Annotated in this window: 12 protein-coding genes and 1 tRNA gene; 7 read left to right on the top strand and 6 right to left on the bottom strand. The window is 60.1% G+C overall.

Translation table 11 applies throughout. The annotated features are described in order from the left end of the window. Positions 1–120: 120 nt before the first annotated feature. Positions 121–1,266, top strand: coding sequence for a nucleotidyltransferase family protein (locus AC2444_RS03670; protein ID WP_244432261.1), 1,146 nt, complete (start codon positions 121–123; stop codon positions 1,264–1,266). Positions 1,267–1,344: 78 nt separating this feature from the next. On the opposite strand, the gene AC2444_RS03665 is transcribed toward AC2444_RS03670, so the two are convergent. Continuing rightward, positions 1,345–1,421: transfer RNA gene (locus AC2444_RS03665), tRNA-Pro, on the bottom strand. A gap of 261 nt (positions 1,422–1,682) precedes the next feature. On the opposite strand from AC2444_RS03665, the gene AC2444_RS03660 reads away from it, so the two are divergent. After that, positions 1,683–2,090: a hypothetical protein gene (locus tag AC2444_RS03660; protein WP_041935634.1), complete on the top strand. Its 408-nt coding sequence runs from the start codon at positions 1,683–1,685 to the stop codon at positions 2,088–2,090. Positions 2,091–2,350: 260 nt separating this feature from the next. On the opposite strand, the gene AC2444_RS03655 is transcribed toward AC2444_RS03660, so the two are convergent. From AC2444_RS03655 to AC2444_RS03645, 3 genes are all read right to left on the bottom strand, one after another. Beyond that, positions 2,351–5,746 carry an acyl-[ACP]--phospholipid O-acyltransferase gene (locus tag AC2444_RS03655; RefSeq protein WP_012756401.1) on the bottom strand — a complete coding sequence of 1,132 codons (3,396 nt, stop codon included), beginning with the start codon at positions 5,744–5,746 and terminating at the stop codon, positions 2,351–2,353. A gap of 92 nt (positions 5,747–5,838) precedes the next feature. Continuing rightward, a complete protein-coding gene (locus AC2444_RS03650; RefSeq protein ID WP_003557239.1) occupies positions 5,839–6,120 on the bottom strand; it encodes a YiaA/YiaB family inner membrane protein in 282 nt (93 codons plus the stop codon). Positions 6,121–6,169: 49 nt separating this feature from the next. Beyond that, complete coding sequence (locus tag AC2444_RS03645) at positions 6,170–6,856, bottom strand: PspA/IM30 family protein (protein WP_012756400.1); 687 nt, start codon at positions 6,854–6,856, stop codon at positions 6,170–6,172. Between the two features lie 111 nt (positions 6,857–6,967). Between AC2444_RS03645 and AC2444_RS03640 the strand changes: the two genes are divergently transcribed. From AC2444_RS03640 to AC2444_RS03620, 5 genes are all read left to right on the top strand, one after another. After that, a complete protein-coding gene (locus tag AC2444_RS03640; protein ID WP_012756399.1) occupies positions 6,968–7,576 on the top strand; it encodes a TetR/AcrR family transcriptional regulator in 609 nt (202 codons plus the stop codon). Positions 7,577–8,080: 504 nt separating this feature from the next. Continuing rightward, a complete protein-coding gene (locus tag AC2444_RS03635) occupies positions 8,081–8,860 on the top strand; it encodes an SDR family NAD(P)-dependent oxidoreductase (protein ID WP_012756398.1) in 780 nt (259 codons plus the stop codon). Between the two features lie 126 nt (positions 8,861–8,986). After that, positions 8,987–9,238: a NaeI family type II restriction endonuclease gene (locus AC2444_RS03630; RefSeq protein ID WP_164902829.1), complete on the top strand. Its 252-nt coding sequence runs from the start codon at positions 8,987–8,989 to the stop codon at positions 9,236–9,238. Positions 9,239–9,545: 307 nt separating this feature from the next. Further along, the gene (locus AC2444_RS03625; RefSeq protein WP_012756397.1) at positions 9,546–9,947 is read left to right on the top strand and encodes an SIR2 family protein; all 402 of its coding nucleotides are present in this window, start codon (positions 9,546–9,548) and stop codon (positions 9,945–9,947) included. Next, positions 9,857–10,510 (top strand): SIR2 family protein, encoded by a 654-nt coding sequence (locus AC2444_RS03620; RefSeq protein ID WP_128450454.1) that lies wholly within the window; start codon positions 9,857–9,859, stop codon positions 10,508–10,510. The genes AC2444_RS03625 and AC2444_RS03620 overlap by 91 nt, the downstream gene beginning before the upstream one ends. Before the next feature lie 11 nt (positions 10,511–10,521). On the opposite strand, the gene AC2444_RS03615 is transcribed toward AC2444_RS03620, so the two are convergent. After that, positions 10,522–10,818, bottom strand: a complete 297-nt coding sequence (locus tag AC2444_RS03615) for a hypothetical protein (RefSeq protein ID WP_003554972.1) — start codon at positions 10,816–10,818, stop codon at positions 10,522–10,524. Continuing rightward, positions 10,818–12,440 carry an IS66 family transposase gene (gene tnpC / locus AC2444_RS03610; RefSeq protein WP_128450348.1) on the bottom strand — a complete coding sequence of 541 codons (1,623 nt, stop codon included), beginning with the start codon at positions 12,438–12,440 and terminating at the stop codon, positions 10,818–10,820. Before tnpC ends, AC2444_RS03615 begins: the two co-directional genes overlap by 1 nt. Positions 12,441–12,442: the final 2 nt, after the last annotated feature.

The following is a 12,442-nucleotide window of genomic DNA, read 5'->3' as shown; positions in this document are numbered from 1 at the left end:
CCTCAGTTATAACTTTCCTGTAGAAAAATTATAACCAGAGGAAGGATGGGCTTTCGGCCGGTCGAACGCGGTGTTATAATCTTTTTACAGGAAAGTTATAACCGGAGAAAATCCGTGCCCATCCGCGAGATCGATTTGATGTACCAGACCATGCTGGCGGAGCTCGGCCAGCGTTCGCTGGACGGAAGTTTTGTCGCCGAGTTCCCGCTGGAGGGTCGGTTCGTCTCCGTCCCCGTGAAGGGCAAGGAATACTGGTATTTCGATCATCCGGGCCAAGACGGAGTCAAACGGTCTTATGTCGGGCCAAAGAATGACGAGGAGCTTACGAAAAGAGTGACCGACTTCGGCGCGATCAAGGATGATCTCCGAAACCGCCGGCGAATGGTGGCCACTCTTACGAGAGAAGGCGGCATGAACGCACCGCCCAGGTTTACGGGCGACATCATCGAGGCGCTTGCCAATGCAGGGCTCTTCCGTCTGCGCGCGGTTCTCGTCGGAACCGTGGCATTCCAGACCTATTCCGGCATTCTCGGCGTTCGACTGCCGGCGTCGCTTATGCAGACGAGCGATGCCGACTTCGCCCAGTTCCATTCGATCTCGACGGCGGTCAACGACAGCATCCCTCCCATAGGCGAGGTTCTTGAAAAGCTGGACCCGACATTCCGGGAGGTCCCACATCTCAACCATCCCACGCGCTCGACCCAGTTCGTGAACGCGAAGAACTACAAGGTCGAATTCCTGACGCCGAATACGGGCAGCGACGACAATCAGCAGAAGCCCGCTGATATGCCCGCCCTTGGGGGAATTTCTGCCGAACCGCTCAGATTCCTCGATTACCTCATCTACAACCCGATCAGGACCGTGATCCTTCACAAGAGCGGCATTACGGTCAATGTTCCCGCTGCGGAGCGCTACGCAGTTCACAAGCTGATCGTCGCCTCGCGGCGGCAGAACGACGACAATGGCGTGCTCAAGCGCGAAAAGGACGTGCAGCAGGCTTCCCATCTTTTCGAAGCGATGGGCGCGACACGCCGCCATTCTGATCTTGCGCTGGCCTATTGCGAGGCGTGGGAACGCGGTCAGTCATGGCGTGACGCAATTGCACGCGGATTGTCGTTCATGCGACCGGACCGCCGTCTACAGCTCATGTCCGTTCTCGCCGAAGGCATGGCGGAAATTGGCGAAGATCCCGCCCGTTACGGAGTTGAAACTGGCCCCGACGGAGCCGGGGGAACTTCAACACCTGCGCCAAAGTCCCGCCGTTAGGAAACTTGATCGGTGGGGAGGAGACTAAGGCTGAGATCAGCACAAAAGAAAAAAGCCCGGGTTACCGGGCTTTTCGGCTGGTCGGAGTGGAGTGATTCGAACACTCGACCCCCACGTCCCGAACGTGGTGCGCTACCAGACTGCGCTACACTCCGTGACCAGCGGCGCTTCTATAGAACAGCCTATCTGGTTGCACAAGCACCAAATTCCAAAAAGCCGGCGGAAATTTTGACGGGGTTGTGACAGGTTTGGGCGGCTACAGCTGCAGCAAAAAGCCACACCTCTCGCAAATCGAACGGAAGTCTCAAAGGAGCAATTTTCTTTTGCCAGGTTCCGCGCTAAAGGGCAGACGGGACAGGCGAAACCGCTGCGACGGCGGCTTCGCAGCCAATGCGCTTGAGATCAGGGACGACACGATGAATTTCCGCACCATGACCGCGGCCGGGCTTGCAATTGCGCTTGCCGGATGCACGACCATACCTTCCGCCGGCAACCCGATCGAGGCCCGCTGGGTCGGCAAATCGGCCGGCATCTTCTTTGCCGCCTACGGGCCGCCGATCAGCGACAGCGAGCAAGGCTCGACCACCGTCTATACCTGGCGCGGCGGCTACAAGACCGTGCGCATTCCGGCGAAATATGCCGAAGGCGCCGATGGCAAGCGCGGCAAGCAGATCGCGTCCGCCCGCACCGCCTATCTGCGCTGCCAGGCCGAAATCACCACCAGCTCCGACTACACGATCCGCGACATCCGCACCGTCGCCGATATCCCGGGCGTCGACGGCCCGTCCTATTGCGCAGAGTTTTTGGCGCCGGAACAGAAGTAACGGACGGTTTGTTTGAGATGCGGGGCCGATGCTGTCCGGTTTGTGCCGGGCGCTGCCCCTCATCCGGCTGCCGCCACCTTTGCCGGGGTCGAGCCACTGGTCTCGACCCGTCCTTCGGACCCCCGCAAACGGGGCGAAGGGGACACGCCGCACCCTCTCCGTTCCCTCACAGCCTCTCGCAGGGCACGTCCCCTCGCCCCGTTTTTACGGGGAGAGGGTTAGGGTGAGGGGCAGTTCGCGATCTGATAGGCCGCCGACGCTCACGCCGCCTGCTCCCCCTGCACCGCAGCTTCCGCCAGCTTCCGCGCCGCGACGAAATCCACCTTGCCGGAGCCGAGCACCGGCACCTTGCCGATATTGACCTCGGCCGGCACCATCATGTCCATGGCGCCCTTGGATTTGGCGAAGGCGAGGAATTCGGCGCGGGTGGCGGTGGGGGCGTCGGTCAGGAGCACCAGGCGCTCGCCCTTCTTGGCGTCGGGCAGCGAGGAGACGACCGACAGCGCGCCCGGCCAGAGCTCGGCGGCCAGCGTCTCGACGGCGGCGAGGGAGATCATCTCGCCGCCGATCTTGGCGAAACGTTTGGCGCGGCCGCGGATCTTGACGAAACCGTCCTCGTCGATGGTGACGATATCGCCGGTGTCGTGCCAGCCGTCGACGAGCGGCTCAAGCACGCCGGGCTTTTCGGCACGCAGGTAGCCGGCCATGACATTGGCGCCGCGCACATGCAGCCGGCCGCCCTCATCGATGCCGGGCACCGGTTCGAGCTTCCATTCCATGCCGGGCAGGATTTTGCCGACCGTGCCCGACTTGTTGTACATCGGCGTGTTGATCGAAATGACAGGCGCGGTCTCGGTGACGCCGTAACCTTCGAGAATGCGCAGGCCGAATTTTTCCATATAGGTCTGGCGGGTCGAGGCCTTCACCGGCTCGGCGCCGGAGAAGATGTAGCGGATCGAGCGGAAGTCGTAGGGATGCGCCGTCCTCGAATAGCCGTTGAGGAAGGTATCGGTGCCGAAGATGATCGTGGCGTTGGAGGCATAGATCAGTTCCGGCACGATGCGGTAATGCAGCGGCGACGGATAGAAATAAACAGGCACGCCCGAAATCAGCGGCAGCACCGTGCCGGCCGTCAACCCGAAGGAATGGAACACGGGTAAGATGTTGAACACCTTGTCGCCGCTGTGGAAATCGATGCGGGCGGCAGCCTGGGCGGCGTTCGACAGGATGTTGCGGTGGGTCAGCACCACGCCCTTCGGCGTGCCTTCGGAGCCCGAGGTGAAGAGGATGACGGCCGGATCATCCGGCTGGCGTTTGACCAGCGGCCGCGCCTTCCTGAGATAACCCAGGATCTTGTCCTTGAGTGAGATTTCGGCCCTGAGATCATCGAGCCAGACGATCGTCACCTGCTTTTCCATCTCGGCGATCACTGGCCCGAGTTTCGCCTGGGTGACGAAGGCGCGCGAGGTCAGCACATGCCTGACCTCGGCGGCCTTGCAGGCGGAGAGGATATTGGCGGCACCCGCGGTGAAGTTCAGCATCGCCGGCACCTTGCCCGCGCTCATCACCCCGAGAAGCGTGGCGGCGGCGCCATTGGCATTCGGCAGCATGACGCCGAGGTTTTGTTCCGGAAACAGCGTGCGGAATTTGGCGCCGAGCACGGCAGCCCCGGTGAGCAGCTTGCCATAGGTCAGCCGGCCGGTGACCGGATCTTCGACGGCAAGTTTCTTCATGCCGAATTCATGGCCGGCCTGAATGACGCGATCGAGCACGGTGGACGAGGTATCGGCGGTCTGGAACAGCAGGTTCGACATCACCTGATAAAGGGCAGCACCGGCCGCCGTGCGGCGTTTGCGGCCTTTCAGCTCCGGCGGCACTTCCAGCTTCACCGGCTCGAGAATGGTGACCTTGACCTTGGGGAACAGCCGGCGGCGGATCTTGCCGTTGTCGAGATAGGAGAGATAGCTCTTCTCCAGCCCATCGATCTTGACCGGCACGACCATCGAACCAGTCTTGTCGGCGACCATGGCGGCACCATCATAGACCTTCATCAGCGTACCGGTCACCGTCAGCCGGCCCTCGGGGAAGATGCCGATCGGGTTGCCGTCCTGCACCACCTTGATCAGCGAACGTGTCGCCATCGGCTTTGTCGGGTCGAGCGGCAGGAATTTGCACATCTTCAGGAAGGGCCGCACCCACCAGGCCTGGGCGATCTTGTAATCGACGGCAAAGGTCGGCTCTTCCTCGGTGATGGCAAGCGCCAGGGCGCCATCGAGCAGGCTGACATGGTTGAGCGCGATGATCGGCGCGCGGCCGGCCTTCTTGATATTCTCCAGCCCCTCGACCTCGAGGCGCATGAAGGCGCGGAACATGATCGAGATGAAATCGCGGAAAGGATTGGTCGGCAGCGTCTTCAGCATCAGCCAGGCGACGGCAAAATTGATGATGCCGAGGCCGATCAGAATCTGAGGAATGGAAGCGCCAAGCGCCTGGACGGCGGCAACGAGGCCGAGGCCGACGGTGATGAACAGCGCCGAGAGCACATTGGCGGCACCGATGACACGGGCGCGGCGGTCCTCATGCGCCCAGGTCTGCAGGGCGGCGAAGGTCGGCACGGCGATGAAGGCGCCGGCTATCGCCATGCCGGCGAGATCGATGGCGACGCGGATGGTATTCTCACCGGCAAAGAAGGTGGCGATCGTCGTCGCGTGGCTGGTGGATTGCAGACCCCAGAGGTTCCAGGCGAGATCGAGGCTGAAGAGGCCAAGCAGCGCCGTGCCGACGGGGGCCGGCAGCAGCACGATGCGGCCCGACGACATCCAGGCGGCAATGGCAGAACCGACGGCGACGGCGATGGCAAAGACGGTGAGGTAGGCCGGCACGACGAGCTCGGAGCCGCCGAGCAGCTCGGTGACCATGGTCGGCAGAATTGACAGTACGAAGGCGCCGACCAGCCAGAACCAGCAGTTCATCAGCGCCGAACGCCACAGGCGTTTGTCCTGACGGATTTCCATGACGAGGGTGTAGCTGGAGCGGATGACATTGCGGTCGATTTCCAGATCCGGCGCCTTGGAGCCGGTGGGCGGGATCATCCGGCTGGCCAGCCAGCAGAGCACCGAAAGCCCCATCATCATCGTGCCGAAGATCAGCACATTGTCGCCGCCGGAGAAGGCGAAGGCGGCGATGATCGTGCCGGCGAGGATGGCGATGAAGGTGCCGCCCTCGATCCAGGCATTGGCCTTCGGCAGGTCGCGGCGTTCGAGATGATCGGGCAGGATGCCGTATTTGATCGGCCCGAACAGCGCCGAGACGATGCCGAAGCCGAACAGCGCCGCCATCAGCACAAAGATGGAGGAGAAGGCCAAACCGATAACGGCAAGGGCCGCGACCGCGATCTCGCAGCGTTTCAACAGCTCGGCGATTTTCGCCTTGTCGTGCTTGTCGGCAAGCTCGCCGCCGAGCGCCGAGAGCAGCAGGAAGGGCACGATCAGGATGACGCCGGCGAGCGTCACCAGGGCGGCACCTTCACTCGCCGACATCTTGAAGAGAATGAGGAACACCAGGGTGTTCTTGAGGAAATTGTCGTTGAAGGCGGTCAGGAACTGGGTCCAGAACAGCGGCGCGAATTTCCTGGAGGTCATCAGATTGTGTTGCACGGCGGGTCCCTCTTTCGACTGGCAGAGAAGGCCACAGAGTTGTTACGCAAAAGTTGAATGCGGTAACAACTCTGCGCTGTGGTTAACCAAGATCAATCTTCATCGTTACGATTGAACTTGACCAGGAGTTTCTCGGTGCGGGCATCCTCGACCTTGCGGATCAGCTTCTCGGATTCGGCATTGTCGCGCAGCGTCTTGGTGATATTCACCGTGGTCTGCACCAGCATCAGAATGCCCATGGCGAGATAGCCTTTGCCCCAGAGATCGAGCGGCATCATGTAGAGGCCAAGCGCCAGCATGAAGGCGGCCGAGCCGAAGGAGATGTAGGAGAAGCTGACCCAGCTGGAAGAATGTTTCTGGAAACTGTCGTTCATTGTCATAGTCCTTGATGTTCGATGGATGGATGGTTGGATGGATGCAATTTCAGGCAGCCGGCGTGATGCGGCTCTTCAGCCGCGCCAGCACATCATCGGCGGATGAGCGCAGCGGCGCGCCGAAGCCGGCATTGGCAAGCTTTTCGATGATGCCGGCCGGGCGGATGGCGCCTTCCATGTCCTTCAGGGCGGCGGCCGTCAGCTCATTCTGGCTCTGGCGCAGGCGGAGGCGCGCCAGCGTCTCTTCGGCATCGTCGAGCGTCGCAAAGCCCGGGCCGGCGACGACAACATCAAGCTTCTGGGCCTCCTGCGTCGCGCGGGCCAGCCGCTCGCCGCGCTGCAGTTCCTGCAGCCTTGCCTCCGAAGCACGGACGATGGCCTTCAGCTTGTCGATTGCGCTGGTGAACTGGCTCTGCGCCTTCTCGGACGCATCGCGCTCGGCTTCGAGATAGGCGATCGCCTCGGCCGCCTCGCTGGCCAGACCCTCATTGCCCTTCGCCAATGCGGCGGAGGCGCGGACCTCGAGATCGGCGATGCGGGCAACGATCGTCGCGTGCTGCCCCTTCTCCTGTTCGTTCTGGGCGATGGCGACCGCCACACTGCGGCGGGCCGACTGGATCGATTGGGCGGCATCGCGGATCTGCTGGGAAAGCAGCGGCACGGCGTGGCAGTCGGCGAAAGCCTGTTCGGCATCATGCGCCCTGCCCCGCAACAAAATGGAAATCAGTTTGAACATTTGCTTCCTCCGGTTTATGAACGTTGTTCACGAGAGGTGTTATGGCAGAATCATGAACGTCGTTCAAGATAAATTTTGAACGACGTTCAAAAAATCGAAGTGGAATGGTGAATGGCCGGTAGGCGAGAAGAAAAACGCGAAGACCTGAAGGCGCGGCTGATCGAGGCGGCACGCGAGCGGATCGCCAAAGACGGGCTAGCGAACCTCCGGGCCCGCGACATCACCCAGGATGCCGGCTGCGCGCTCGGCGGCCTCTACACGGTCTTTTCAGACCTCGCCGAGCTCGTCATCCACGTCAACTCCGCCACGCTGAAGGCGCTGGAGGCGAGGCTCACCCTGCCCGAGGCCAAGGACCGGCCGCCGACCGACCGGCTGCGCAACCTGGCGCAGGGATATCTGAGCTTCGCCGTCGAACACCGGAACCTCTGGAAGGCGCTGTTCGAACACTTCCCGCCGGAAAGCAGCCCGACGCCGCAATGGCATCTTAACGAGCACCTCTTCCTGATGGATGTGATCGCCGAACCGCTGGCCGAACTGCAACCCGACATGCCCCCCGAAGACCGCGCCATCCGCGCCCGCACCCTCTTCGGCGCGGTGCACGGCGTCGTCAGCATCAGCCTCGAAGGCCGCTTCGTCGGCCTGCCGCTGGAGCGGCTGGCGCGGGAGGTGGATGAGCTGGTGCAGACGATTGCGGCGGGGGCGGAGCGGCGGAGGGGGTGATGGGGGTGATTTCGTTGGTTTAGTGGTGGGACGCCACCCCACCCTCCGTCATCCTCGGCCTTGAGCCGAGGATCCATGCCCGCTGCTGATGGATGCGACGTGGATCCTCGCGTCAAGCCTCTGAAATCGCGACCCAAATGCCCCTCATCCGGCTGCCGCCACCTCTGCCTGGGTCGAGCCACGTGTCTCGCCCCGTCCTTCGGACACCCGCTCGCGGGGCAGAGACCCCGCCCCAAACCCCTCCCCACAAGGGGGAGGGGCTTAACCTGCCGCTCCGCAACTCCCAAAACTCCAGATCGGCAAACAACGAGATGATCTCGGGCAAAGCGGTGATGCTGGGCTAGCCCCTCCCCCTTGTGGGGAGGGGTTGGGGAGGGGTCTTAGATCGGTCCGAACCGGCTACATATCGGCCAAACACCGGGAACCCACACCCCAACTCCCGCATTGAGCAACCAGCCAAAAGCTGCTTGACTGCCCTACCCCACCGCCGCGAAGGGAAACCCCATGAGCCGCATTTTCATCACCGGTTCCACCGATGGCCTCGGCCTTGCCGCCGCCCGCACCCTGATGAAGGAGGGCCATGACGTCGTGCTCCATGCCCGCTCCCGGGAGCGCGCCGCCGCTATCTCAGAGATTTCGGCTGCAGCCCTCGGCCTCGTCATCGGCGATCTCGCCAGCGCCACGGCAACGCGATCGATCGCCGAGCAGGTCAACGCCATCGGCCGCATGGACGCCGTCATCCACAATGCCGGCATCTACCTCGAGCGGAGCCGGGGCGAAACGCCTGATGGTCACGCCAAGACGCTGGCGGTGAATGTGCTTGCCCCCTATCTGCTCACCGCCTGGATCGCGCGTCCCGATCGCCTGGTCTATCTCAGCAGCGGCATGCACCGCAGCGGCAGCAGCGCCCTTGACGATATCGACTGGAAGAAGCGGCCGTGGAACGCCAGCCAGGCCTACTCGGAAAGCAAGCTCTACATCGCCACCCTCGCCGCCGCTATCGCCCGCCATTGGCCGGATATTTTCAGCAACGCGGTGGATCCCGGCTGGGTGCCAACGAAGATGGGCGGCGCCGGCGCGCCCGATGACCTTGAGATGGGGCACCTCACCCAGACATGGCTTGCGGCAAGCGATGCGGAGGCTGCGAAGGTCAGCGGTGGTTATTGGTATCATCGGCAGCGGCGGGAGGCGGCAGCGGAGGTTGGGGATCTTGGGTTTCAGGAGGTGCTGCTGGAGAAGCTTGCCGAACTCACAGGTGTTCGTTTGTTCGCGGAGGGACGGTAAGGCGCAGGAGCGGCCGGTTATCTGCGCCCGCGTACCCCTCTTCGACGCCGTCCAGGACGTCGTCAGCATCAGCTTGAAGGCCGCTTCGTTGCCGCTGGAGCGGCTGACACAGGAGGTCATGAGCTGGTGTTGACGATTGCGGCGGGGGCTGCCGGCGGGGGCACAAATCGCGTCGCCGCACTCTTCGACAAGATACAGCGGCGGCCAATTTCAAGACACCAGGTTCAGGCAGTCGCCCAACAATCGGACTATATGAGGCGAATACGCCGGAACGGCGGAGCGCGAGATATTCTAGCCCCCCAAAGGCATCGCAGTCCTTTGGTGTTCAAAAGACCGGAAGCTGATCGACATGCTAAAACTTGGACCCGTCACCCCTGAAGAGTTCATCTCGGTGACGCCTGCCGATGCGGATGAAGACGCCCTTCTTAGAGACGCTGGACACATAGACTGAGCATCCCCGACGCCGTAGCTGTATCTTGAGAACATATCCTCCTGATGGATTTATGCCGAACCGCTAGCAGCGCGACCTCTCCCGACGACCGCAATGCGCGCCCACACCCTTTCGCCGCCCATACCATGTTCAATCGAGGGTTTTGGCGACTTTGTAAAATGAGAATCTCTGATAAACCTGTCCGCATTGACGTGGTTCGCAGGGTTCTGTGGCAGTCAGTCGACCGGAGGGCTCATGGAAGCGGTACAGAAACTCACGACTTTGATGCGCAGCTATCGCAACCGCCAATGTGTGTTGTTTGCAGGTGCAGGCTTTTCGCTAACAGCGAAAAGCGTTGACCTCGAAGGAAATGAAATCGATGTGCCTTCTGGCCGAAAACTCACAGAATACTTTAAGAGTGACCTCGGTGAAGATAGCGACGATCTCTCGTCTTTGGCTGATCTGTACGAAGATGAACATGGAGAACACGGCCTCTATAAGCTTTTGAAGGCGTTCTATGTGGTTAACACTGTATCGCCATCACAAGAGTCCGTTTGCCAGTTTAAATGGAAGGAAATTTATACAACAAACTACGACAACGTCATCGAAACATGTTTAGGGAAATCGGGACAACCGCATGCAGTTTACACCCCCTAAAAAAGCCATCCGACGTCGATTACCGAACACTTCCTGTCATACATATTAACGGGTATATTCAATCTGCTAGCTTTAACGAATTCAAACAGGAAATAAAACTTACAGATTCCCAGTATTTTTCGGACGACTTTTCCCGCTCAGCGTGGGGTGAGCGATTCAGGAACGACATAATTACATCCCCCTGCATCGTTTTTGTGGGTTATTCTCTTTTTGACCTCGATGTAGCTCGAGTACTTAATACCTTTGAAGGAATGAAGGAACGAATATTTTTTATTATCAAAAATAAACCGTCTCGCTCTCTTCAAAAAAAACTTGAGCAGTTCGGATCGATTATTGAAGTTGGCGTCGAGGGGCTAGCCGATATAGTTGAGAGTATACGCCCCGATAATGCAGCCCCGAAAATCGATTACCTTTCAGCTTGGGAAAAGATTGCAATTCCAAGCACGCCGGCGCGGTCTCTTCGAGACATTGATGTTATCGATTTCATGATGGCGGGTAGTTTCGACTACGATTTATTCGCGGCTGATATAATACAAAAGACATTCGCGTACGCTATAAAGTAACCGCCCGATTGCTACCGCGGCGATTTTGCTTTGATGCGAGCGACGAGCAGCTCGTCGTCAACAAAGCTGTCGAGGAAGTCGTTCCATTCTTGGGGTGAGCGGCGGGCATCTTTGAGCATCTGCTCCAATTCGTCCATGCCGTCGTCCGTCAGTGCGGTCACCGATTCGTCGTCTCCGGTGTACACGGAGATGATGCTGCCGTAGCTCAGATTATCATCGTTGGAGACAATTGCCTGAAGAAGCTCCGGGTCCTCTTCGAGGATTTCGGCAACAAATTTGATCGTACGGACGTAGGTGACTGTCGCCATCAGGCTGCCTTCGCGTCGATTGTGGTGATCGCCGACCAGTTCCACGGAAGCAATTCGTCTAACCGATTGATCTTGTGATCGTGGATGCGATCGAGCACGTCTGCCAGATAGGCCTGCGGATCAAGACCATTCATCTTTGCCGTCTCGATGATCGTCATGGCGCGTGCCAAGGTCTCCGCTCCCGTATCGGCTCCCGCGAAGAGCCAGTTTCGTCTTCCCAGGCCTATCGGACGCAGTGCCCGCTCGGCGGCATTGTTGTCGATCGCAACGCGACCGTCTTCGAGGAACAGACAGAGCGAAGACCATCGGCTCAATCCGTAGCGGAAAGCTGTCGCCAGATCGCTTTTGCCCGGAATGCGCGTGAGTTGAGCTTCAGCCCAGTGGCGGAATGCATCGGCCTTAGGCTTGCTCTGCTTTTGACGCGCAGCAAGACGGATCTCAGGAGGCTGCCCATTGATGCCACGCTCGATGTCGTAAAGCGCTCCGATGCGATGAAGAGCCTCTCGCGCGATCTCGGACTTGTTTGATGTCCAGATATCGTGGAAGTCTCGTCGCCAATGAGCCCAGCAGGCGGCTTCCTTGAAGCGAGATTCTCCCTTTTCTCCAGGCGAGTATAGCTTGCCATATCCTTTGTAGCCGTCAGCCTGAAGGATGCCGCTTGATTGCTTGAGGTGGCGGTGGACGTGCTCTTCTTTCCAGTCAGGAGCAAAATAGTAGACTGCACCGGGCGGGGAACTGCCTGCCCATGGACGCTGATCGCGGACATACGTCCAGATCCTGCCCTTCTTCACACCCTTGCCCAACCCCTTGTCTCGCAGCGAGCGATCCAGCACCCTGATCGGGGTGTCGTCCGCATGAAGCAGGTCACTTGCCATGACCGCCGTTTCGATCCGCTCGATGAGAGGCTGCAGAACCTGCATGGCGCGACCACACCAATCAACCATCGTGCTGTCGGGAATGTCGGCGCCCATGCGGGCGAAGATCTCGTTCAGACGGTACAGTGGCAAATGGTCGTCGAACTTCGAGACCAGAATGTACGCCAAGAGGCCAGCGCCGGCCATGCTGCCCGGTATCGGGCGGCTGGGTGCTGCCACCTGCACCATTTTCTCGCAGCAGCGGCAGGACTTCTTCAGTCGAGCAACTTCGATGACTTTCATCTGCGCGGCGATCATGTCGAGGATTTCGCTGACGTCCTCACCGACAAGACGCAATTCACCTCCGCATTCCGGGCAGCAGGAGCCAGGATCGAGCTCTCGGCGCTCGCGAACCGCCTTGTCCGAGACGCGTGGGCGCCGGCGCATGATCTTTTCAGACGTATCCGCCAAGGGAACAACAGACGCCGCCTCATCAGGTTCATCGATTGGCGCCGTACTGCCTTCAGCGGCGGCGATCAACAGATCCTCAAGCGCCAGTTCCAACTGCTCGATTTCACGCTCAATCTTTTCAGACGACTTGCCGAAGACCTGTTTCTTCAGCTTGGCAATGCGCAGCCGCAGCGTTTGGATTAACTGATCATGCGCCTGCAATGTGGCCGACATCTTCGCGTTTTCCGCCTGCAAAGCGGCAATCATTGCCTTGAGAAAGGCTGGATCGTCCGGAAGATTTGTCGTCGCGCTAGACATGA

Source organism: Rhizobium sp. WSM1328 (assembly GCF_057653715.1).
The sequence above is the reverse complement of the archived record's forward strand: the minus strand, read 5'-3'. Positions and strand labels throughout refer to the sequence as shown.